Origin of the sequence: Bradyrhizobium sp. KB893862 SZCCT0404, from assembly GCF_018130885.1 — a bacterium.
GTDB lineage: Bacteria > Pseudomonadota > Alphaproteobacteria > Rhizobiales > Xanthobacteraceae > Bradyrhizobium > Bradyrhizobium stylosanthis.
This window is the reverse complement of sequence record NZ_JAFCLT010000007.1, coordinates 388,479-411,656: the sequence shown is the minus strand read 5'-3', so window position 1 is coordinate 411,656 and position 23,178 is coordinate 388,479. Positions and strand designations below refer to the sequence as shown.

Sequence of the window (23,178 nt, the reverse complement as noted above, 5' to 3'; positions counted from 1 at the left end):
CGGCGCTCCGGGAAACCATTGGTCATTCTCGGAATTATGCCTACGCCACAATATTGAGAAATTCCGGCGACAGCATTACGCTATGTGTCTGGCTGGCAATTTCCGCAACCAGGTCGAGCGTGGCGGGGGAGCTTCAATGCGAGCTGAAAGCAACGGTACGTCCCGGCGGATTCTCTGCGTGTTTCCGCGATATACTTCCTCGTTCGGGACGTTCGAGCATTCCTATCCATTGACCGACGGCGTCCGCGCCTTCATGCCGCCGCAGGGGCTTTTGTTGCTCGCGGCCTATCTGCCGGAGGACTGGCAGGTCAAATTCGTCGACGAGAATCTCCGCCGCACCACCGAGGAGGAGTTCGAGTGGGCGGAAGCGGTGTTCGTGAGCGGCATGCACATCCAGCGTCAGCAGATGAACGACATCTGCCGCCGTGCCCATGAGTTCGATCTGCCGGTGGCGCTCGGCGGTCCCTCCGTCAGCGCCTGTCCGGATTACTATCCCTCGTTCGACTATCTTCATGTCGGCGAGCTCGGCGACGCAACCAATCAGCTGCTCGACATTCTTGGGCGCGATACCTCGCGCCCCGAAAGCCAGGTGGTGCTGACCACCAAAGACCGCGTGCCGATGACGGAGTTTCCGATCCCGGCCTATGAGCTTGCGGATGTGAAGCGCTATTTCCTCGGCAGCATCCAGTACTCCAGCGGCTGCCCGTATGAGTGCGAGTTCTGCGACATCCCCGGCCTCTATGGCCGCAACCCGCGCATCAAGTCCCCGGAACAGATCATCGCGGAGCTCGATCGTCTGCGCGAATGCGGCATGACCGACACGGTCTATTTCGTCGACGACAATTTCATCGGCAACCGCAAGGCGGCGTCGGATTTGCTGCCGCATCTGATCGAATGGCAGAAGAAGACCGGCTATGTGGTGCGGCTTGCCTGTGAGGCGACGCTCAACATCGCCAAGCGGCCGGAGATCCTCAAGAAGATGCGTGAGGCCTATTTCATCACCATCTTCTGCGGCATCGAGACGCCCGACCCCGATGCGCTGAAGGCGATGCACAAGGACCACAACATGATGGTCCCGATCCTGGAGGGTGTGCGCACCATCAACTCCTACGGCATGGAGGTGGTGTCGGGCATCATCATGGGGCTCGACACCGACAAGCCGAACACCTCGGAGGCGCTGCTCGCCTTCGTCGAGGAATCCCGTATTCCGCTGCTCACCATCAACCTGCTCCAGGCGCTGCCGAAGACGCCACTGTGGGACCGGCTCGAGCGCGAGGGACGCCTGGTCGAGGATGACGGCCGCGATTCCAACGTCGACTTCCTGCTGCCTTACGACGAGGTCGTCGCCTCCTGGAAGCACGCCATGGGTGTCGCCTACGAGCCCGAGAAGGTCTATGCGCGCTTCCAGTATCAGTGCGATCACGTCTATCCCCACCGCCTCAAGATGCCGGTGCCGGACGAGATGAAGACCTGGCCGAATATCCGGCGCGGTCTCGTCATGCTGCGCAACATCTTCTGGAAGGTCGGCGTGCTCGGCGATTACAGGCGCGTGTTCTGGAAGTTCGCGATGGGGCGCATCAAGCGCGGCGACATTGAAGGGCTGATCGGCTGCACCCTGATCGCGCACCATCTCATCACCTTTGCGCGCGCGGCCTCCAGCGGCAAGCAGAACGCCTCGAACTACTCGATCCGGCTGCGCGAGGCCGCCGTTCCCGCCGAATGAGCGACAAATCCGTCCCGGCGCGCCCGACCATCGACCTCAGGTCGTTCACGGCTGCGCGCGTTGCGCTCGGGCGCAGTGGTGCGAGCGTGCCGACAAAGCCACTGCTCGATTTCACGCTGGACCATGCCCGCGCCCGCGACGCCGTGCATGCGGTGTTCGATGCGCCGCGCCTGGTCGCCGATCTCGGCGAGCTCGGTCTTGCCGTCGTCGAGGCACGGAGCCAGGCGGTCGACCGCAGGGACTATCTACGCCGGCCGGATCTCGGGCGGCAGCTCGATTCGGCTTCCGCTGAAGCTCTGGCGCGAGGCGCCACCGGGCCATGCCAGCTGGCGATCGTGATCGGCGACGGCCTGTCGGCTGCGGCCGTCGATGCCCATGCCGTGGCGCTGGTGGCACGCCTGCTGCCGCTGCTCGCAGCGGGCGATGCTGTCGCGCTCGGCCACGTCGTCGTCGCCTCAGGCGCGCGCGTCGCGCTCGGCGACGAGATTGGCGCGATTCTCGGCGCGCGCATGGTCGTGATGCTGATCGGCGAGCGGCCCGGCCTGTCCGCGCCCGACAGTCTCGGCGCCTATCTGACCTTCGCGCCGATGCCCGGCCGCACCGATGCCGAGCGAAATTGCGTCTCGAACATCCACAAGGCTGGGTTGAGCCATGACGAGGCCGCCTTCAAGATCGCCTGGCTGGTCCGCGAAGGCCTGGCGCGGGAGGTCACCGGTGTCGCGCTGAAGGACGAGAGCGCCGACCGGGCGCCGCGTCGAATTGGCACGCCGTTGCCGGAATGACGGGCATTCCGGCAAAATCGCCGCATCTTGATCGATTCGGCGACCTTTCCCGCGCTTGCGAGAAGGGCAGTTGACCTGCTAAACCGCTGCCGGCGATTTTCCGCGCATTTTCAAGGGGCAAGCCTCCCATTGGTATGGCGTTTTCAAGCCGTTCGCGGGGCGCAATAAGCTCATAAACCGAGCCGATTTAGGAACTGGACAAGGCATGCTCGAAAAGCACAGCGAGAGTGAGGTTCATGTCGACAAGGTCGAGCAGGGACCTACGTCCTCGATCGCCTTCGGGCTGGAGCGCATCGGGCTGATCGCCGTCCGGGCCCCGATCGTCTCCTGCATCGTCCTGCTCTTCCTGATCGTCGGCGCCGTGTTCGGCATCCACCGGATCAAGATCGACGATTCGCTGTCGCAGCTGTTCCGCTCCGACACCCGCGAATTCAAGCAGTATGAAGAGGTGACCAAGAAGTTCCCGGCCGAGGAATTCGACGTCCTGGTCGTGGTCGAGGGCAAGACCCTCTTGGCGCGCAACAACCTCGAGAAGCTGCGCGACTTCGTCACCGACATGCAGCTGGTCGAGGGCACCCGTGGCCTCGTCTCGTTGTTCTCGGCGCGCCAGGCGCCGGCGCCGGGCAAGCTGCCGGCGGCGCTGTTCCCGCCCGAGCTGCCCGAGGGCGCGGCCTATGACAAGTTCATCGAGACCGTCAAGAACAACGAGATCATCCGCGGCAAGCTGCTGTCGGAGGACGGCACGCTGGCGCTGATCGTGCTGTCGCTCGATCCCGAAGTGGTAGCCTCCAGCAAGCTGACCAAGACCGTCGCCGACATCCGCGGGCTGATGAAGGAGGATCTCAGCGACACCGGGCTCAACGTGCAGCTCTCCGGCGTGCCGGTGATGCAGCTCGAGATCCGCAACGCGGTCGAGCGCGACGGGCTCACCTACAACATCCTCGGCATCCTCGCCGGCTGCGTCATCGCGATCATCTTCTTCCGCAAGATCTCGTTCATGGTGGCGGCGGCGTTCCCGCCGATGATCGCCATCCTGCTGGCGCTGGGCGCGCTCGGCTGGGCCAATTTCAACCTCAACATGTTCCTGAACGTGATGACGCCGCTCATCATGGTCATCAGCTTCTCGGACTCGATGCAGCTGACCTTCGCCGCGCGCGACCGGCTGATCGCCGGCCAGGACAAGTTCACCGCGTTCAAGAACGCGGTGCTGGTGGTGGGGCCGGCCTGCGTGCTGACGCACGGCACCGCCGGCATTTCCTTCATCGCGCTGCAGTTCTCCAACTCGGACCTGATCCGCAAGTTCGGCGAGGCCGGCCTTGCCGCCACCATCATCGCGCTGATCGCGGTGCTGTCGCTGGTACCGGTGTTCGGCGTGCTGCTGGTGCGCAACGAGAAGACGTTCGCGGTCAAATTCCAGAGCGCCGATGCCGGCGTCCAGGCGCTGCGCAATTTCTGCTACTGGATCGCGGTGCGTATGGTCGGCCGGCCCGGCCTGTTCAGCCTGATCGCGGTGCTGTTCGTCGGCGGCCTCGGCATCATCTACGCCAATCTGGAGCCGCGCTATCGCCTTGCCGACCAGGTGCCGGACAAGCGCCAGGCGGTCGCTGCCAGCGACCGGCTCGACGCCAAGCTCACCGGCGCCAACCCGGTCAACGTCCTGGTCCAGTTCCCCAAGGGTGAAACGCTGTATTCGCCGGAGACGCTGCAGACGATCGCCGACGTGCATGCGACCGTCGAGAAGGCGGCCGGTGTCGGCAACGTCTGGTCGCTTGAGACCTTGCGCCGCTGGCTGGCGGAAAAGGCCGGCAGCGCAGACGTCGCGACGCTGAAGGAATATGTCAGCGTCATCCCCGAGCATCTGGTGCGGCGCTTCATCGATGCCGAGCAGGACGCCGTCGTGGTCGCCGGCCGCGTGCCGGACAAGGATTCCAGCCAGCTCCTGCCGATCGTCGACAAGCTCGATACCGAGCTCGACGCCGTCCGCAAGAAGCATCCCGGCTACGAGATCGCCGTGACCGGCCTTGCCGCCATCGCTGCGCGCAACTCGGCCAGCATGATCGAGAAGCTGAACCGCGGCCTCACCGTGGAATTCGCGCTGGTCGCGATCTTCATCGGCCTTGCCTTCCGCTCCTGGGTCGTGATGTTCGCCTGCATCCTGCCCGGCATCTTCCCGGTGGTGATGTCGGGTACGGTGCTATGGGCGATGGGCGAGGGGCTGCAATTCGCCAGCGTCGTCGCGCTCACCGTCTCGTTCGGCCTCGGCCTCAGCGCCACCATCCACTTCCTCAACCGCTTGAGACTCGAGAGCAAGCCCGGTGTCGGCTCGGCGCTCGCGGTGGAGCGGGCGACGGTGCTGGTCGGGCCCGCGCTGATCCTGACCACGGTGGTGCTGGCCTGCGGCCTCGTCGTCACCGTGTTCTCCGACCTGCCGTCGCTGCGGCTGTTCGGTTGGCTCAGCGCCTTCTCGATGGTCATGGCCCTCGTCGCCGACCTCTTCATCCTCAGGCCGACAGCGATGTGGCTGATCAACTTGCACGGCAAGCTGCAAGGACCGGACAAGCCGGCGATCTGAGCGGCTTCATCCACCGGACATGGAATCGGCGCAGTCTGAACGACTGCGCCGATTTTCTTCCGAGGACACTCCATGCAGGCGATACGGCACGACGGCTCCATCGTGGCGTTTCAGCAGAAGCGGGGCGGCGATTCGGCCGCCTTTGTCGTCCCGTTCCTGACGTCGGACATGGTTCTGCTCGACGCCGGCTGCGGGCCCGGGACGATCACGGCGGCGCTCGCAGGCCTTGTCGCAAAGGCGGTCGGCATCGATATCGAGCCGAAGGCGATCGCCGCTGCCAAGCGGCTTGCAACGGAAGCCGGTCCGCGCAACCTGTCCTTCATCGAGGCCGACATGACGGCGCTTCCGTTCGGGGACGGGACGTTCGATGCCGTGTTCTTCCATGCCGTGCTGTACCACCAGAGCCAGGCGATGCTGACGCGAGCGCTGGCGGAAGCGCGGCGCGTGCTGAAGCCGGGCGGCCTCGTCGCGACGCGCGATGCCGATATCGGCGGCAACTTGCTTCATCCTGAAATCGACGGCGTGCGCCTCGCGCTCGATCTCTGGCAGCGCTGGTACGAGCATGACGAGCCGGACGCGTTGTTCTTCGGCCGCCGGCAGGGCTCCATTCTCCGTACCCACGGGTTTACGCCGGTGTGGACCGGTGCCAGCTACGTCAACCACAGCGCTGACGCGGCGAGCCGTAGCGATGCAATCGCTGACGCACGGCGCAGCCTGCGCGGTCTTGGGTCGCAACTGGTGGCCAAGGGGCTCGCGACGGACGACGAGATTCAGGCCGCGCTTGCCGGATGGGAAGCCTGGGGGCGCGATCCGGACGCGGTCTATTTCCGATGCCGGTGCGAATGCATCGCGCGCAAGGACTGACCCGGCGCGCCACGCCTCACGCCTCGATCCGGATAATCCCGTACGGATTGAACTTGAAATCGTCCTCGGCGTAGTCCTGCTCGCGCGAGAGCGCGAGCTTGCGGTCGCGCAGCGTCGCGTCGATGCCGTGCTCGGCCATCGCGTTGGCGATCTCCTCCATGAGCATGACCGCGCTCCATTCGTTGCCGCGTGATTTCGCGACATAGACCTCCGGCAGGCCGACGAGGTGATAGCCGACGGTCTCGTAGTAGCGATCGCCGCCGAGCGGGCGCTTGGCGAAGGCGAGGCGACACGCCTTGGCGAGGGCGAGCGTCATGCCGAGACCCTGGCCGGTCTTCGCGCCGCTGCGCGCCTGCTCTGCGAGACTGCGCCATCGCACGAGCCCGTGGGCGACGCCCGCGCTCTCGCCCTTCACGGCCGTCGCGCCGGCCTCGATCATCTCCTCGACGATGCGCAAGGCCGCCGCCGAATAGGCGACCGCCTTCCGCTGCTCCAGCGGCGGGCTGAGCACGTAGAGCACCGCCTTGTGGCCGGCCACGGCGGCTTCGTCGGCGGCAGACCATGCTTTCGGGAAGACACGGTCCCAGCACACGCCGAACGACCGCTCCATATGCGGATCCGGTTTGGCCTGCGAATAGGTGCGGTCGATTTCGAAGTTGAAATCGGCGATCGTGTTGGCCACGGCCTTCGGCGGGTGCAGCAGGGTTTCGTCCTTGCCGAGAAAGCAGAGCACGTGACGCGGCTTCACTTGGGAAGGCTGCATGTTCGCTCCTTGCTGGTCACTGGCAAAGGCACGACTGGCTATGAGGAGCCCGGCGGCCTTGAGCAGATGTCTGCGAATGACGTCCATGTCAGCGCGCCCAGCAAAAAGCCCCCGGCTCGCGAGAACCGGGGGCCGTGATCCCTTCGACTAGGAAGGGCAATCAGCCCTTGGTCATCGTGATGTTGACGCCGCGGATCTCGCCCTTCGAGCTGATCTGCACGGTCTGCTTGGTGCCGTTGGTGCGCAGCGACAGATTCGCCGCAAAGCCGTTGGCCTCGACGAAGACGTCGATCTGGCCGCCGCCGGCGGTGCCCTGCAGATTGCCGAAGATATTGCGGCTCGCCTCGCTCCAGTTGCCGGAGATGCGGTCACCTTGGCTGGTCACGTCGCTGGTGAGGTCGAACTTGTAGCTGTCGGAGGCGCAGTGCAGGGCCTGCTTGAGGTTGAGACCGCTGCCGGCGACCTTGTAGTCAGCCTTGCAGCGGATGCGTTCGGTGGAGCCGTCCGACAGCGAGACCGTGCCGGTGCCGGTCCACGCGCCGTCGAAGCCGGCAAACGGTCCGGACGACTGAGCGTGGCTCGCCGAAACTGAGAAGAGCAGCGCAGCCCCAATGCCCGCCGCCTTGATTGCCAGTCCAGATCGCCCAAAGAATTTCATCACAAATATCCCGTTTTGGAACGACGTCCGCTGAGGGTCGGGACGTCTCGCCACATCGAAGGTTTAGTGTTTCGAGCCTGTGTCAGGTTCAACGCACAGGAACCAGAGATGGCTATTCACCAGGCGCGGACGAGGGGCCTCTACCATGCGATTTGCTCTGTTTCGGGATGTTTCCGGCCCAAACCGCGGGGCGGAGAGATGCAGCGCTGCAACAGCCGTGCAGTAAAATGCGATGCTTCTGAATTATGACGTAGTATCAACCCCTTACATCTGCCAATGAAGACGCTGGGAAGACCTGATTTGGTGGGGGCGGCGCCAATTTGGCCGCATTTGCCAGTGCTTGTGCCTTCTCCGAGGCCGCAACTTTCGCGGCGACTTGCATCAGAACAATCCGCTCCCGCCGTCCGCCCAGTGCTGTCCGGGATCGGTGCGATTCTGCCGTCAGAATGAAGGAATACAATGCGTAAGCTTCTCGTCGCTCTCACCCTGCTGTCGGCATCCCTTTCGACCGCGGCATTCGCCCAGGCAGGACGCGGCACGGACGCCGAGCAGAAGGCCTGCACGCGCGATGTGCAGAAGTTCTGCCGTCCGGTCATCGATCAGGGCGATTTCACCATCCTGGCCTGCCTGAAGGAGAACCGGGCCAAGATCTCCCAGGCCTGCGACCAGGTCCTGAAGAACCACAACCAGTAAGCTCGGCCACTGGCCCACCCAGGCGGCCCCAGGGCCGCCTTTTCGGGCCCGATCCGCACAGGGCGGCCATCGACAGACAGGATTGGTTTTGCGGCCGTATTCCCCTATATGGGGGCCGCGGCGGCATCGCCGGCATGAGCCCGCGCGAGCGAAAAAGCCCTTCCTGTCCAAACGATTGTTGACCAGCCCTCGATGACCTCAGCGAGCGAATTGCGATCCGGCAAGGGTGACCGCGACGAGAATTTTCCCGTCGCGTCCTGGATCATTCATCCGCGTCATCGCGCCCTGATCCTGGCCTATTACAATTTCGTCCGCACCGCCGACGACATCGCCGACCATTCCACGCTGCCGGCCGACCAGAAGCTTAGCTATCTCGACCTGCTCGAGGCGGAACTGCTCGGCAAGGGCGACACCCAGGCTGAGGCCGTCGCCCTGCGCCGTGCGCTGGCCGAGCGCGGCATGGCGCCGCGCCATGCGCTCGACGTGCTGATCGCCTTCCGCATGGACGTCACCAAGCTGCGCTACGAGACCTGGGACGAGGTCATCCATTACTGCCGCTACTCGGCGATGCCGGTCGGCCGCTTCATGCTCGACGTCCACGGCGAGAGCACCTCGACCTGGGCTGCATCGGATGCGCTCTGCGCCGGCCTTCAGATCAACAATCACCTGCAGGACTGCGGCAAGGATTTCCGCGAGCTCAACCGCGTCTATCTGCCGCGCGATGCGCTGGCAGCACACGGTGCCTCGGTCGAGCAGCTCGGCCTCGCGCAGTCGCCGCCGGCGATGCTGGCCTGCCTGCAGTCCCTTGCCGCGCGCAACGAAGCGCTGCTCGACGAGGGCAGGTCGCTGGCCGCGGAGATCCGGGATGTCCGCCTCGGCGTCGACGTCGCGGTGATCCAGGCCTATGCCGACCGCATCGTGCGCCTCTTGAAGGTGCGCGATCCCCTGCGCGAGCGCGTGCACCTGAACAAGTTCGAGCTTCTCACCTTCAGCCTCGCCGGCATGATCGGCGAACTCGGCCGCCGCGCGATCGGGCGCAAGGCCATTTCCAGACCGGGGACTGCACATGACGCTTGAGGCGACCTCGCCCGGCGCCAGTTATGGCTCGACCGCATCCGGCAGCTCGTTCTACGCCGCGATGCGCATCCTGCCGCACGACCAGCGCGAAGCGATGTTCCAGATCTACAGCTTCTGCCGCCAGGTCGACGATATCGCCGATTCCGACGGTCCGCGCGACGAGCGGCTCGCCGCGCTGCAGGAGTGGCGCAACGACATCGACGCGCTCTACCAGGGCAACCCGCCGCCGCGGCTGAAGGACTACACCGCCTCGGTGAAGACCTTCGGCCTGAAGCGCGAGGATTTCCTGGCCATCGTCGACGGCATGGAGATGGACGTGCCGCAGGACATCCGCGCGCCCGACATGGCGACGCTGGATCTCTATTGCGACCGCGTCGCCAGCGCCGTCGGACGGCTGTCGGTGCGGGTGTTCGGCCTGCCGGAAGAAGACGGCATCCTGCTCGCCTACCATCTCGGCCGTGCGCTCCAGCTCACCAACATCCTGCGCGACATCGACGAGGACGCCGGGCTCGGCCGGCTCTATCTGCCGCGCGAGGCGCTGCTGCATGCCGGCATCACCTCGAACGATCCGAACCGCGTCATCGCCGAGCGTGCGCTGCCCAAGGTCTGCCTGCCGCTGACCCAGCGTGCGAAAGCGCATTTCGAGAAGTCGGACGAGATCATGAACCGCAACAAGCGCCGCGCCGTGCGCGCGCCGCGGATCATGTCGAAATACTATCATTCCATTCTGGACCTCCTGATCGCGCGCGGCTTCAACGCGCCGCGCGAGCCGGTGCGTGTGTCGAAGGTCACACGCATCCTGATCCTGCTCCGTTACGCTTTCATCTGATGCAAAAGACAGCTCACATCATCGGTGCTGGAATTTCCGGCCTCTCCGCCGCCGTGCGGCTCGCCAATGCCGGCTTCAAGGTCGCCGTGCACGAGGCGACGCACCAGGCCGGCGGCCGCTGCCGTTCCTATTTCGACGGCGCCACCAACCTCACCATCGACAACGGCAACCATCTGCTGCTGTCGGGCAACAGCCATGCGCGTGCCTATGCGCGATCGATCGGCACCGAGGCGGGCCTCGTCGGCCCCGACAGCGCGCAGTTTCCGTTCGTCGACATCAAGACCGGACAGCGCTGGCAGATCGATCTCGGCACCGGCCGGTGGCCGACCTGGGTGCTCGACGAGGGCCGGCGCGTTCCCGACACCGGTCTCACCGACTATCTCAAGCTGGCGCCGCTGATCTGGGCGTCGGAGGAGACGCTGGTCGGCAAGTCCATTCCGACCGAAGGCATCCTCTATCAGCGCCTGGTGCAGCCGCTGCTGCTCGCGGCGCTCAACGTCGATCCGCCCGAAGGCTCGGCGGGACTTGCCGGTGCGATCGTGCGCGAGACGCTGCTCGCCGGCGGGCAGGCCTGCCGCCCGCTGATCGCGCGCGACGGTCTCAGCGCGGTGCTGATCGAGCCGGCCGTGAAGTTCCTGCAGGAGCGCGGCCACACCGTTCAGCTCGGCCACGAGCTGCGCTCGTTCGTCAGCGCCGACGGCAAGGTCAGCGCGCTGAATTTCGGCGGCGAGGACGTGGTCCAGCTCGGCGAGGGTGACGTCATCGTGATGGCGGTGCCGCCGCGCGCGGCCTCCAGCCTGCTGCCGGGCCTGAAGACGCCGACCGAATTCCGCGCCATCGTGAATGCGCATTTCCGCGTCGAACCGCCGCCGGGCTCGGCACCGATCCTGGGCGTGATCGGCGGCGTCGTGGAATGGTTGTTCGCGTTCCCGAACCGGCTCTCCGTCACCATCAGCAATGGCGATCGTCTGGTCGACATGCCGCGCGAGGAACTCGCGCAGGCGATCTGGGACGACGTCTGCAAGGCCGGCGGCGTCTCCGGCGAGCTTCCGCCGTGGCAGATCGTCCGCGAGCGCCGTGCCACATTTGCGGCAACGCCGGCCCAGAATGCCCTGCGTCCGGGGCCGGCAACCACGCTGAAAAACCTGTTCCTTGCCGGCGACTGGACTGCTACGGGATTGCCAGCAACCATCGAGGGATCGGTCCGGTCGGGAGACCGTGCCGCAGATCTGGTTTTGGCCGCCAAGAGATAGGCGGCCCTGACGGGCGTTTGTCCCGGTCAACTTCATTCAACCGTTGGAGTAATCGAGCGAGATGGATTCCGTGAACGCGACCGCCCGCGAAGTGCTGGACTCGAGCATTGCGTCAGCGACGCAAGGCGTCCTCGGCTTCCAGCAGTCCGACGGCCATTGGGTGTTCGAGCTCGAGGCCGACTGCACGATTCCGGCCGAATACGTCCTGCTGCGCCACTATCTCGCAGAGCCGGTCGACACCGTGCTCGAGGCCAAGATCGGCAATTATCTCCGCCGCGTTCAGGGCGCCCATGGCGGTTGGCCGCTGGTGCATGACGGCGAGTTCGACATGAGCGCCAGCGTGAAGGCCTACTTCGCGCTGAAGATGATCGGCGATTCCGTGGACGCGCCGCACATGGTGCGCGCGCGCGAGGCGATCCATGCCCGCGGCGGCGCGATCAACAGCAACGTCTTCACCCGCTTCCTGCTCGCGACGTTCGGCGTCGTGACCTGGCGCGCGGTGCCGGTGCTGCCGATCGAGATCGTGCTGCTGCCGTTCTGGTCGCCATTCCACCTCAACAAGATCTCCTACTGGGCGCGCACCACCATGGTGCCGCTGATGGTGATTGCCGCGCTGAAGCCGCTCGCACGGAATCCGAAGGGCGTCGGCATCGACGAATTGTTCCTGCAGGACCCGCGCTCGATCGGCATGACCGCGAAGGCGCCGCATCAGAGCATGGCCTGGTTCCTGCTGTTCCGCTCGCTCGATGCGATCCTGCGCGTGATCGAGCCGCTGTTTCCCAAGAGCCTGCGCAAGCGCGCGATCGACGCCGCGCTCGCCTTCACCGAGGAGCGGCTCAACGGCGAGGACGGCATGGGCGCGATCTATCCGCCCATGGCCAACATCGTCATGATGTACGACGCGCTCGGCAAGGACGAGAATTTCCCGCCGCGTGCGATCACGCGCCGGGGCATCGACAAGCTGCTCGTGATCAATGACGATGAGGCCTATTGCCAGCCCTGCGTCTCGCCGGTGTGGGACACGACGCTGACGGCGCATGCGCTGCTGGAAGCCGGCGGCGATACGGCGGTGCCGGCGGCCAAGCAGGGCCTCGACTGGCTGATCCCGAAGCAGGAGCTCGAGGTGAAGGGCGACTGGGCGGTGAAGCGGCCCGACGTGCGTCCGGGCGGCTGGGCCTTCCAGTACAACAACGCGCACTATCCCGATCTCGACGACACCGCCGTCGTGGTGATGTCGATGGACCGCATGCGCCGGGAACACGGCGCGACCGGCTATGACGACGCGATCGCCCGCGGCCGGGAATGGATCGAGGGCATGCAGAGCGACGACGGCGGCTGGGCCGCCTTCGACGTCAACAACCTCGAATACTACCTCAACAACATCCCGTTCTCGGATCACGGCGCGCTGCTCGATCCGCCGACCGAGGACGTCACCGCGCGCTGCATCTCGATGCTGGCCCAGCTCGGCGAGACCGAGAAGACCAGCAAGCACGTCGCCGACGGCGTGGCCTACCTGCGGAAGACCCAGCACCCCGAGGGGTCCTGGTACGGCCGCTGGGGCATGAACTTCATCTATGGAACCTGGTCGGTGCTGTGCGCCCTCAACATGGCCGGGATCGCCCACAAGGACCCCATGATTCGCAAAGCCGCGGACTGGCTGGCCTCGATCCAGAACGAGGACGGCGGATGGGGCGAGGACGCCGTCAGCTACCGGCTGGACTACAAGGGCTGGGAAGCCGCCCCCTCGACCGCCTCGCAGACGGCATGGGCCTTGCTTGCCCTGATGGCCGCTGGCGAGGTTGATCACCCGGCCGTCGCCCGCGGGGTGGAGTACCTGATTGCAACACAGAACAAAAAAGGACTGTGGGACGAGCAGCGGTATACCGCCACAGGCTTCCCCCGCGTGTTCTATCTACGATATCATGGTTACCCAAAGTTCTTTCCGCTGTGGGCGTTGGCGCGGTATCGGAACTTGCGGAACACCAACAGCAGGGTGGTAGGGGTCGGAATGTGACTTTGGGGACGGGGGACTATAATACCGCGGGTAATGCTATCGACCCGCGGCCGATCTTGATCGTGACCGGACTGGTGCAGGAGGCCCGTATTGCGGCCGGCCCCGGCATGGCGGTCATTTGCTCGTCGAGCAGCCCGACCCAGTTGCGGGCGCTGCTGACGGTGGTGGATCCCGAGACGATTCGCGGTGTGATCTCGTTCGGCGTGGCCGGCGGGCTGGACCCGACGCTGCGCTCCGGCGACGTCGTGCTGGCAACCGAAGTGCTCGACGGCGACACCCGCTGGGCCGCCGGCCTGTCGCTCGGCGACGACCTGATCGAGCGCCTGACTTCGGGCCGCCGCCGCGTGGTGCGCGGCAGCCTCGCCGGTGCCGAGGAAGTGGTCACGAAGAGCTCCTGCAAGGCGGCGCTGCACTCCGAGACCGGCGCATCGGCCGTCGACATGGAAAGCCACATCGCGGCCGCCTATGCCGCCGAGGCCGGGCTGCCCTTCGCCGCGGTCCGCGTCATCAGCGACCCCGCCCATCGCGCGCTGCCGGCGCTCGCGCGCGCCGCCATCAAGCCGAACGGCCAGATCGACCTCGGCGCTGTCCTGCGCGGCATCGTGCGCAATCCCGCGGCATTGCATGGGCTGGTCTCCACCGGCATCGACTTCAACCGCGCGCTGCGTAGCTTGCGCGGCTGCCGCGACTATTTGATCGGCACCGAGCTGGTCGAGAGCGAGGCGCTGGTGTCGAAGGCCGCCTGAGCGGCTCTGCCGAACTGAAAAAACAAAAGGCCCGGTCAAGCGACCGGGCCTTTTCGTTTTGGCGTCCGTCGTCCGGAGAGAGCGGAAGCGCAGGGTCCCATGCTCACTCGGTCGCCTCCATGCGGTTTCGGTCCACCACCCACAAGGTCCGTCGGACCATGCCCTCGACGATGGCCGCCGACTCGCTTGGACGCAGATAGATCGCCGTGGATTTGAGCAGCCACGGCAGCACCGCTTGCTCGAGCCGCTCCTCATACGCGCGGCGCATCATGTCGAAGGCCTGCAGGCCGGGTCCCGCCAGGATCACGTGGTGTGGGCGCAGCACGGATATCGTTGCGGCGACCGCCTCGGCCAGCGCGCGGCCTGCCTGCTGGAAGACGTGCTCGAGACGGGGATCGCCGCCCCGCGCGCGCTCGCGCAGAAGGGCCATCTGCGCCTCGGAAGGCTGTTGCGCCGCCGCCGGCGGCAGGTCGAGAAAGGTGCGGGCGTCGCGGTAGAGCGCATAGTCGGCGAGATGGGCCTCGATGCAGCCGCGCTGGCCGCAGCGGCATTGCGGCCCGTTCGATCCCAGCTTGATGTGGCCGATCTCGCTGCCGGCGCCGGCGCCCCAGCGTGCTTCGCCGTCGACAACGACGCCCATGCCGACGCCGTGGCCGACCATGATCGTGGCCGAGAGGCCCTGCGCCAGGGACGGCTCCGCGGCGGAGAGCGCGAGCGCAACCGCGACGGCGTCATTCGCCATCACGACTTCGGCGCCGAAGGCCTCGCGCACCGGCTTCACCAGATCGATATCCGTGATCGAGAGCGCCGGACTCCACAGATGCCGGCCAGTGTCCGCGTTCACGATCCCTTGCAAGGCGATCCCGATTCCCAACAGGCGATGGCGCGGTGTGGCCGTCGCCTCGAGCATCGCATCGATCTGCGCAATGACGAGATCGCACAGCGCGCCCTCATCGAGAGCACGCGTCGCGATTTCGAGCCGCGATTGCGCCAGGTCGGATCCGCTGAAATCCGCGATCAGCGTTTCGATCAGATTCATGCGCAGCGAGACTGCGATGATGCGGCCGAACTCCGGGTTCAGCGTCAGCAGTACGGCGGGCCGGCCACGGCGGCGGCCGTTCAGCCCGTCCGCATCGTCTTCGTCCGCGTCGTCGGGCCATGGCGTTGCCGCGGTCTCTGTCTCGCACAGCAACTCTTCCGCGATCAGTTTCGACGTCAGACCGGACACGGCGGCGAAGCTCAATCCCGTACTCCGGGCGAGTTCCACACGCGGTAACGGCCCCTGGCGCCGCAAGACTTCGACAAGGCGGCCCCGATTCGAGCCGCGGGCAGTGCTCGAGATGCGTCTCGTTGGCTCAATTTGGTCAACCATGTTGTCTCTTTTATTCATTACGTGAAGTTAATATCGGAGGCATGAGTCGTGTTGTCGAAAAAGCACAGCCATAAGGAGTCATCTGCGGCCAATATTTACTATTATCGTACCTTATGTACTATCTGTGCTTGAAGAAGGTGGCATTACATCCTGATTTCGATGTTTTTGCTCTGCGACATTTCTTCGCTTCGTAAAGAAAATAAGGCGCAAAAGCGTCCTGAAGCCCTTATCCGGGGTGACCAAAGGGAGGTGAACATGAACGGACCGATGACAAAATTGCTAGTGCCGTTGCTCGCGACCGCCGCGCTCGCGATGGCGACGGGGATGGCGCAGGCCCAGCAGAAAAAGACCATCGCGCTGGTCACCAATGTCGCGGCCGACTTCTGGACCATCGCCGGCCGCGGCCTCGAAAAGGCGCAGAAGGAGCACCCGGAATACAACATCGAACTGATCGTCACCAACGAGGGCACGGCGGCGGGCCAGCGGCGCGAGCTGGACGACCTGCTGGTGCGCGGCGTCGCCGGCATCTCCATCTCGGTCGACGATGCCCCGCACGCGACCGAACAGCTCAACAAGGTCGCGGCCAAGACCGTGTTGATCACGACCGACAGCGACGCGCCGCAGAGCAATCGTCTCGCCTATATCGGCACCGACAACGTCGCGGCCGGGCGGCAAGCCGGCGAAGAGATCAAGAAGGCGCTGCCGAACGGCGGCAAGATCGCGCTGTTCGTCGGCACGATGGATGCGGACAATGCCCGCGAACGGGTGCAGGGGATCAAGGACGCGATCGCCGGCACCAAGGTCGAACTGGTCGACGTGTTCACCGACCAGGTGGACTTCGCCAAGGCCAAGGCGAACATCGAGAACGTGCTCGTCAAATATCCCGACATCGCGCTGTTGTCCGGCCTGTGGAGCTACGAGACACCGCTGATCTATGACGCGGTGAAGGCAGCGGGCAAGGCCGGCAAGGTGAAGATCGTCGGTTTCGACGAGGATCAGCGCACGTTGCGGGGCGTTTCCGACGGCACGATCGAGTCCACGGTGGTGCAGCAGCCGTACGAGTTCGGCTACCTCTCCGCCACCAACATCATCAAGACGCTGAACGGCGACAAGTCCTGGATCCCGGCGGGCGGCAAGCTGATCGTGCCGACCAAGGTGATCAGCAAGTCCAACGTCGCGGCATTCACCGCAGATCTGAAGAACCTCCTGAAGAAGTGACTTTCAGCGCCCGGCGGCATGGCCGCCGGGCGTCCTACGGGAGGAAATGAATGGCGGAAATCCTGTTCGAGCTCGCCGGGATCAGCAAGTCCTATCCCGGGGTCATCGCCCTCGACGACGTCAGCCTGCGTGTCTACCGCGGCGAGGTGCTGGGCCTGATCGGCGAGAACGGCGCCGGCAAATCGACGCTGATGCGCGTGCTGGGTGGGGTGATCGCGCCGAGCGAGGGCGTGATCCGCATCGGCGGCACCGACCACGCCCGCTTGACGGTGAACGAGGCGACGCAGGCCGGCATTGCCTTCGTGCATCAGGAGCTGAACCTGTTCGAAAATCTCGACGTCGCCGCGAACGTCTTCATCGGACGCGAGAGGCGCGTCGGCGGCCCGCTGAAGCTGGTGGACAACGCGCGGATGCGCGCCCGCGTAACGCCGCTACTGGAGCGGCTGGGCGCCGATTTCACGCCGGACACGCTGGTCGACGACCTCTCGATCGCCGAGCGTCAGATGGTGGAGATCGCCAAGGCGCTCTCGATCGATGCCCGCGTGATCATCATGGACGAGCCGACCTCCAGCCTGACGATTTCGGAAACCGAGCGGCTGCTGGAGGTGATCGCCGATCTGAGGGCGCATGGCATCTCGGTGATCTACATCTCTCACCGGCTTTCCGAGATCATGACCTGTGTCGATCGCGTCGTGGTGCTGCGCGACGGGCGCACGGTCGGGGAGCTGGCGCGCGATGCGCTGAGTCATGCCGCAATGATCCGGCTGATGATCGGCCGCGACCTGAAAGCGCTGCATTCGCCGCCCAAGCGGCCGCCGCAGCCGGGCGGCTGCGACATCGTCGGCCTCGTGACATCGGCCTTTCCCGACCGGCAGATTGATCTGTCCGTGCGGCACGGCGAGATCTTGGGCCTTGCAGGACTCGTGGGTGCGGGGCGCACCTCGCTTGCCCGCGCAGCCTTTGGCGTCGACCCGCTGCTGGGAGGCGAGATCAGGATCGACAACGCGCCGGTCGATGTCGCATCGCCGCGCGACGCGATCAGGCAAGGCGTCTATCTGATGCCGGAGGACCGCAAGAAATCCGGGCTCGTGCTGGAGTTGCCGATCCGGGAGAACGTGACGCTCGCCAGCCTGCTGAACTATGCGCGGATGTGGTTGGTCAGTGGTCCGGCCGAACGCAAGGTCGCGAAGGAGCAGGTGAGGCGCCTCTCCATCAAGGTGCCGAGCATCGATACGGAGGCCGTGACGCTCTCCGGCGGCAACCAGCAAAAGGTCGTGCTGGGCAAGTGGCTTTCGATGCAGCCGCGCGTGATGTTTTTCGACGAGCCGACCCGCGGCGTCGATGTCGGTGCCAAGAGCGAGATCTACGCGCTGATGCGCGAGCTCGCCGACCAGGGCGTCGCGATCGTGATGATCTCTTCGGACATGGAAGAGGTCATTGGCGTCTCCGACCGGATCGCGGTGATGCATGAAGGGAGCGTCAGCGGTGTGCTGGAGCGCCCGCAGTTCAGCGAATACAACGTGTTGCAGCTTGCGATCGGCCATGCGCTGGACACCGTGGAAGCGGCTGCGCCATGATCAGGAAAGAACTCGGCCTGGCTCTGCTGCTGGTGGTGATCTCCGCCATCACGGGCGCGATCAATCCGGCGTTCCTGTCGCTGGTGAACCTGTTGAACATGGCCAATCTGATCGGCCTGTTCGGCGTGTTTGCGCTCGGCGAGGGGCTCGTGATCATCACCGGCGGCATCGACCTCTCGCTCGGCTCGATGTTCGCGCTGCTCGGCGTCATCTTCATCGACCTTCTGACGACGTATGAGGTGCCTTGGCCTCTGGCGCTGCTGGCCGTGTTGCTGGGCGGGCTGGCACTGGGAGGAATTCAGGGCTTCCTCGTCACCCGGCTGAAGATGCAGCCCTTCATCGTGACGCTGTGCGGGTTGCTGATCTATCGCGGCGCCGCGCGCTACTATACGAGCGACTCGACGCGCGGCTTCGGCTATGGCGACGAGGCCGGGACGCTGAGCAGCATTGCCTCCGGCAACGTGGCCGGCATCCCGAACACCTTCATCCTTCTGATCGTCCTCGCGCTCGTGCTCGGCGTGCTGCTGCACCGCTCGGTCTACGGGCGCTGGCTCTATGCCGTCGGCAAGAACGAGGAAGCCGCGCGCTTCTCGGGCATCAACACGAATCTCGTGATCGCGACCGCCTATATCATCAGCGGCGGGCTCGCCGGCGTTTCAACGGTCCTGTTCGTGTTCTACACGAACTCGGTCTCGCCGAGCTCGTTCGGCAATTTCTACGAGCTCTACGCGATCGCGGCTGCCGTCCTCGGCGGGTGCAGCCTGCGCGGCGGCGAGGGCTCCATTCTCGGCATCGTGCTGGGGACCGCGCTGCTGCAAGTGCTGCAGAACCTCGTCAACATCCTCGGCATTCCCAATTCCCTGAATTTCGCGGTGATGGGGACGGTGATTTTGATCGGCGTGCTGGCGGATCAGCAATTGCAGGCACGCCGGCGGCGCAAGGTGGCGCTGGCCAGCGTCGCACGCACCACGCCGCGATCGGCAACTCTGCAAGGACAGACGAGCGCACCGCCGCGCGGCGCGGCCGTGGTGCCAACGCAAGCGAGCGATCAGACGTGACAGGCACAAGGCCGCTTCGTCAGCGGCCGGCTGGGGGAAGGAATGCGTCCTGGGCTCGTGGGCTTCGGGCAAGGACGTAAGGCACAAGGGACAAAGCCCGAGACGCGGAGGACGACGAAAATGTTGCGCAGGTTAGTAAGCACTGCACGTATGTGCGGTGTCGGGATTGCTTTGTCATCGCTGTGGGGTGGCGGGGTCCATGCGGCCGATCTTGTAACGAAAGCTGCGCCCGTTCCGTATGCGGAAACCGACGACTTCTGGACGCGGCCGTATCTGTTCGGCGATCTCGGCAGGACGCAGCTGAAGGAGCGGGGCATCGAGCTGGGTCTGACGTTGGGTAACGAATCCGTCGGCAACCTCACGGGCGGAAGCAAGAACACGGCGGCGAACGCCGGCCAGTTGTGGTTCGGCGCGAAGTTCGACATGGCGAAGCTCGCCGGCATCCAGGGCGGCACGGTCGGCCTGACGCTGGTCGATCGCTTCGGCCGCAATCTGAATGACCAGGCGGGTATTCCCGCCTTGCAGCTGACCAACGAAGTGTTCGGCCGCGGCAACATTCTGCGCCTGACGCAGCTCTACTACTCGCAGAAGCTTTTCGATGACCGCCTCGAACTCAAGGGCGGCCGTCTGCCCGTCGGCTCCGATTTCTTCTTCGGCCTGTGCGAGTTCATCAACCTGACCTTCTGCGGCGGCCAGCCCGGCAACATCCAGGGCGGTTACATCTACAACTGGCCGGTGAGCCAATGGGCCGGTGTCGTCCACTACAAGATCGCACCGGAATTCACGATCTCGGTCGGCGTCTACGACGCCAACCCGAACTATTTGACGACGGACGATCCCACCACCTACTTCCTGCCGGGCGTGCCCCGCTCAAATCCCGCCAGCGGCGTGCTGGTGCCGGTGGAGTTGGTCTGGGCGCCGAAGGGGCCGTTGAACGGGACCTGGCGATTCGGCGGCTGGTACGACAACGCATCGACCATCGATGGCGGCCTTCCCGGTATCGTCTCCACCATCCCAGGCATTGGAGGCGTCCCGGATCAAAATCTCGGGGATCAACGCGGCCGCTACGGCATCTACGAGTCCATCCTTCAGCGTTTGACCGTGGACGGCCCGGGCGCGCAGGGTTGGTATACCTTCCTCAATACGACCGTCGCCGATCACCGGACCTCGTTTCAAGACTACCAGGTCGCTCTGGGCTTCCGGCACACCGGAACGTTCAGCTGGCGTCCCCAGGACGAAGTCGGCTTCGCGGTCGGCACGACCCACGTGAATTCGGCAGCCCTCAGCCCCAATGCCGGCGGCAACGAAGTGCCGCTCGAAGTCTGGTACGGATGGCAGGCGACCGGCTGGATGAACCTCAAGTTCGACGCGCAATATGTGATCAATCCCGGCGGGCGCGGCTACAACGCCGCGGGCCTGAAGACCGACAATGCCGTGGTTCTCGGCATGCGCACCGAGGTCCACTTCTGATGTGACGCTACGCTCTCGACGCGTGAGCTGAACAAAACAAAAGGCCCGGTCGCATGACCGGGCCTTTTTCGTTGATGCCGTAGCCCGGATGGAGCGAAGCGCAATCCGGGGCCCTTCAAACAAGAACTACGCGGCGGTCGAAGCCTTCCGTGCCGCCTTCTCCGCGGCGGCGGCTGCTTCGTCCTTGCGGATCTCGGACAGCTTCTTCTGGACCTGCTCCGAGAAGATGTACTGCGCCGGGCGCTGCTTCGACATGTCGATCTCCGGCGCCATCGGGCCCGAAGTCTTGATGCCGCGCAGCGACACCCACATCGCCTTCAGCGGATTGTTGAGCGCTGCGGTCGCAGCCGTCGGCTCGTAGCCGCAATGGGCCATACAGTCGGCGCACTTCTCGTACTTGCCGGTGCCGTAGGTTTCCCAGTCGGTGGTGTCCATCAGCTCCTTGAAGGTCTTGGCGTAGCCTTCACCGAGCAGGTAGCAGGGCTTCTGCCAGCCGAAGATGTTGCGCGCGGGCATGCCCCAGGGCGTGCACTCGTATTCCTGGTTGCCGGCGAGGAAGTCCAGGAACAGGCCGGAATGCATGAAGTTCCACTTCTTGCCCTTGCCCATCGCGAAGACGTCGCGGAACAGCTTCTTGGTCTTGGTGCGGTTGAGGAAGTGCTCCTGGTCCGGCGCGCGCTCATAGGCGTAGCCCGGCGACATCGAGACGCCGACACCGAGTTCGACGGTGAGGTCGAGGAACTTCGCGATCTCCTCGGCCGGGTGGCCGTCGAAGATGGTGGCGTTGACGTTGACGGTGAAGCCACGCGCCTTGGCCGCCTTGATCGCGGAGACGGCGCGATCGAACACGCCCTTCTGCGACACGGCCTTGTCGTGGTGGTCCTTCAGGCCGTCGAGATGCACGGAGAAGAACAGGTACGGCGAGGGCTCGAACAGGTCGAGCTTCTTCTCGAGCAGCAGCGCGTTGGTGCAGAGCGAGACGAACTTCTTGCGCGCGACGAGGCCGCGCACGATCTCGCCGATCTCCTTGTGGATCAGCGGCTCGCCGCCGGGAATCGCCACCATCGGCGCGCCGCACTCGTCGGCGGCGTCCCAGCACTCCTGCGCCGTCATGCGGCGGTTCAGGATCGCGTCGGGATAGTCGATCTTGCCGCAGCCGACGCAGGCGAGGTTGCAGCGGAACAGAGGCTCGAGCATCAGCACGAGCGGGTAGCGCTTGCGGCCAAGCAGTTTCTGCTTGAGCAAATAGCCGCCGATACGCATTTCCTTGAAGAAGGGGATTGCCATTACACGTTTCTTTCTGGGCTTGAAATTCGGGTGGGGTCAGCTCGCAGCCAGTTGGGCCGGAAGCCGGAATTCGATGTTTTCCTCGCGACCGGGGAGCACCTGGACCTTGACCGGTCCGATCCGCCGCATCGCTTCGATCACGTCATCCACGAGTACCTCAGGCGCCGAAGCGCCGGCCGTGACGCCGACAGTCCTGGCATCTTTCAACCACGCCGGATTGAGCTCGCTGCCGTCGGCAATCAAATAACTCGCGACGCCGGCTTCAGTGCCGATTTCGCGGAGCCGGTTCGAATTCGAGCTATTGGCAGCGCCCACCACCAAGATCACGTCGACCAGCTTGCTCAAGTCCCTTACCGCAGATTGGCGGTTCTGTGTCGCATAGCAGATATCCCGGATATCCGGACCTTGAATATCTGTAAAGCGCGCCTGGAGGGCGGCGATGATGTCCCTGGTGTCGTCGACCGACAGGGTGGTCTGGGTGATGTAGGCCACTGGCCGATCCGCCGGCAGCGTCAGGGCGTTAACCTCTTGAACGCTTTGAACTAGCAGTACTGGCCCCGGAACCTGGCCCATCGTGCCCTCGACCTCGGGGTGCCCGGCATGGCCGATCAGGATCAGGGTGCGCCCCTTGGTGATGTAGCGCTTCCCCTGATTGTGAACTTTCGTGACCAGTGGGCAGGTGGCATTGAGCACCGGAAGGTCGCGGGCCGCGGCCTCTTCCTCGACGCTGCGGGCGACGCCATGGGCGCTGAAAACGGTCACCGCGCCGGGCGGAACCTCTGACAGCTCCTCGACGAAAATGGCGCCTTTGTTCTTCAGGCTCTCGACCACGTATTTGTTGTGCACGATCTCGTGGCGCACGTAGACCGGCGGGCCGTACTTCTGCAGGGCCCGTTCCACGATTTCGATCGCACGCACCACGCCCGCACAGAAGCCGCGCGGCTGCGCCAGATAAACTTCCATAGGACGCCCATCACGCAAGTTGCATCAATCCGCTTCGTTAGTCCCCGGCGGCACCCCGATACTGACCAATGAGTTGCAAATCCCGCACCACTGGTTCGCGCACACGGTAACCGCCCACCCCAACGGGGCTCCGGCGCATGGAGGCACAGCGCTTTGTGTCAAAAAATCGGCAGAAAGGAAAGGACAGATGAAACTCGGTTCCCTGCCCGATCACGTTTACGGTATCATAGTATAGAATTCGGGGTAGGCAAAAGGGCGA

Annotated in this window: 19 protein-coding genes; 14 read left to right on the top strand and 5 right to left on the bottom strand. The window is 64.8% G+C overall.

The window, feature by feature from the left end:
* The first annotated feature begins 136 nt into the window (after nucleotides 1-136).
* The 4 genes from JQ617_RS27390 (at nucleotide 137) to JQ617_RS27375 (ending at nucleotide 5,941) form a co-directional block, all read left to right on the top strand.
* Complete coding sequence (locus tag JQ617_RS27390; protein WP_063691053.1) at nucleotides 137-1,723, top strand: B12-binding domain-containing radical SAM protein; 1,587 nt, start codon at nucleotides 137-139, stop codon at nucleotides 1,721-1,723.
* Entirely contained in the window at nucleotides 1,720-2,505 is a 786-nt protein-coding gene (gene eutC, locus JQ617_RS27385) for an ethanolamine ammonia-lyase subunit EutC (protein WP_212029016.1), read from the top strand. Before JQ617_RS27390 ends, eutC begins: the two co-directional genes overlap by 4 nt.
* 205 nt (nucleotides 2,506-2,710) lie before the next feature.
* Nucleotides 2,711-5,077, top strand: coding sequence for an efflux RND transporter permease subunit (locus tag JQ617_RS27380; RefSeq protein WP_212029015.1), 2,367 nt, complete (start codon nucleotides 2,711-2,713; stop codon nucleotides 5,075-5,077).
* Nucleotides 5,078-5,149: 72 nt separating this feature from the next.
* Nucleotides 5,150-5,941 (top strand): class I SAM-dependent methyltransferase, encoded by a 792-nt coding sequence (locus tag JQ617_RS27375; protein WP_212029014.1) that lies wholly within the window; start codon nucleotides 5,150-5,152, stop codon nucleotides 5,939-5,941.
* A gap of 16 nt (nucleotides 5,942-5,957) precedes the next feature.
* On the opposite strand, the gene JQ617_RS27370 is transcribed toward JQ617_RS27375, so the two are convergent.
* Both JQ617_RS27370 and JQ617_RS27365 read right to left on the bottom strand, forming a co-directional pair.
* The gene (locus JQ617_RS27370) at nucleotides 5,958-6,791 is read right to left on the bottom strand and encodes a hypothetical protein (protein ID WP_212029013.1); all 834 of its coding nucleotides are present in this window, start codon (nucleotides 6,789-6,791) and stop codon (nucleotides 5,958-5,960) included.
* A 73-nt stretch (nucleotides 6,792-6,864) separates the two neighbouring features.
* A complete protein-coding gene (locus JQ617_RS27365; protein WP_063691045.1) occupies nucleotides 6,865-7,362 on the bottom strand; it encodes a hypothetical protein in 498 nt (165 codons plus the stop codon).
* Between the two features lie 459 nt (nucleotides 7,363-7,821).
* Here JQ617_RS27365 and JQ617_RS27360 point away from each other — a divergent pair, with 459 nt between their 5' ends.
* From JQ617_RS27360 to JQ617_RS27335, 6 genes are all read left to right on the top strand, one after another.
* Nucleotides 7,822-8,055 carry a hypothetical protein gene (locus tag JQ617_RS27360; RefSeq protein ID WP_014496823.1) on the top strand — a complete coding sequence of 78 codons (234 nt, stop codon included), beginning with the start codon at nucleotides 7,822-7,824 and terminating at the stop codon, nucleotides 8,053-8,055.
* Between the two features lie 192 nt (nucleotides 8,056-8,247).
* Nucleotides 8,248-9,132, top strand: coding sequence for a squalene synthase HpnC (gene hpnC, locus JQ617_RS27355; RefSeq protein ID WP_212029012.1), 885 nt, complete (start codon nucleotides 8,248-8,250; stop codon nucleotides 9,130-9,132).
* Nucleotides 9,122-9,961, top strand: coding sequence for a presqualene diphosphate synthase HpnD (gene hpnD / locus JQ617_RS27350; protein ID WP_063691040.1), 840 nt, complete (start codon nucleotides 9,122-9,124; stop codon nucleotides 9,959-9,961). Before hpnC ends, hpnD begins: the two co-directional genes overlap by 11 nt.
* Nucleotides 9,961-11,214 carry a hydroxysqualene dehydroxylase HpnE gene (hpnE, locus tag JQ617_RS27345; protein ID WP_212029011.1) on the top strand — a complete coding sequence of 418 codons (1,254 nt, stop codon included), beginning with the start codon at nucleotides 9,961-9,963 and terminating at the stop codon, nucleotides 11,212-11,214. Before hpnD ends, hpnE begins: the two co-directional genes overlap by 1 nt.
* 61 nt (nucleotides 11,215-11,275) lie before the next feature.
* Nucleotides 11,276-13,228, top strand: a complete 1,953-nt coding sequence (shc, locus tag JQ617_RS27340) for a squalene--hopene cyclase (protein ID WP_212029010.1) — start codon at nucleotides 11,276-11,278, stop codon at nucleotides 13,226-13,228.
* On the top strand, nucleotides 13,225-13,974 hold the full coding sequence (locus JQ617_RS27335) for a phosphorylase (protein ID WP_212029009.1): 750 nt from the start codon (nucleotides 13,225-13,227) through the stop codon (nucleotides 13,972-13,974). Before shc ends, JQ617_RS27335 begins: the two co-directional genes overlap by 4 nt.
* A gap of 103 nt (nucleotides 13,975-14,077) precedes the next feature.
* Here JQ617_RS27335 and JQ617_RS27330 read toward each other — a convergent pair whose 3' ends face one another.
* On the bottom strand, nucleotides 14,078-15,346 hold the full coding sequence (locus tag JQ617_RS27330) for an ROK family protein (protein ID WP_212029008.1): 1,269 nt from the start codon (nucleotides 15,344-15,346) through the stop codon (nucleotides 14,078-14,080).
* 255 nt (nucleotides 15,347-15,601) lie between these two features.
* Between JQ617_RS27330 and JQ617_RS27325 the strand changes: the two genes are divergently transcribed.
* From JQ617_RS27325 to JQ617_RS27310, 4 genes are all read left to right on the top strand, one after another.
* Nucleotides 15,602-16,564, top strand: a complete 963-nt coding sequence (locus JQ617_RS27325) for a sugar-binding protein (protein ID WP_212029007.1) — start codon at nucleotides 15,602-15,604, stop codon at nucleotides 16,562-16,564.
* 50 nt (nucleotides 16,565-16,614) lie between these two features.
* Nucleotides 16,615-18,141 carry a sugar ABC transporter ATP-binding protein gene (locus JQ617_RS27320; protein ID WP_212029006.1) on the top strand — a complete coding sequence of 509 codons (1,527 nt, stop codon included), beginning with the start codon at nucleotides 16,615-16,617 and terminating at the stop codon, nucleotides 18,139-18,141.
* Complete coding sequence (locus tag JQ617_RS27315) at nucleotides 18,138-19,199, top strand: ABC transporter permease (RefSeq protein ID WP_212029005.1); 1,062 nt, start codon at nucleotides 18,138-18,140, stop codon at nucleotides 19,197-19,199. The genes JQ617_RS27320 and JQ617_RS27315 overlap by 4 nt, the downstream gene beginning before the upstream one ends.
* 120 nt (nucleotides 19,200-19,319) lie before the next feature.
* Complete coding sequence (locus tag JQ617_RS27310; protein WP_212029075.1) at nucleotides 19,320-20,669, top strand: carbohydrate porin; 1,350 nt, start codon at nucleotides 19,320-19,322, stop codon at nucleotides 20,667-20,669.
* Nucleotides 20,670-20,795: 126 nt separating this feature from the next.
* Here JQ617_RS27310 and hpnH read toward each other — a convergent pair whose 3' ends face one another.
* Together hpnH and ispH are read right to left on the bottom strand one after the other, a co-directional pair.
* Nucleotides 20,796-21,956, bottom strand: a complete 1,161-nt coding sequence (gene hpnH / locus JQ617_RS27305; RefSeq protein ID WP_212029004.1) for an adenosyl-hopene transferase HpnH — start codon at nucleotides 21,954-21,956, stop codon at nucleotides 20,796-20,798.
* 36 nt (nucleotides 21,957-21,992) lie between these two features.
* The gene (gene ispH / locus JQ617_RS27300; RefSeq protein WP_212029003.1) at nucleotides 21,993-22,919 is read right to left on the bottom strand and encodes a 4-hydroxy-3-methylbut-2-enyl diphosphate reductase; all 927 of its coding nucleotides are present in this window, start codon (nucleotides 22,917-22,919) and stop codon (nucleotides 21,993-21,995) included.
* Nucleotides 22,920-23,178 lie beyond the last annotated feature (259 nt).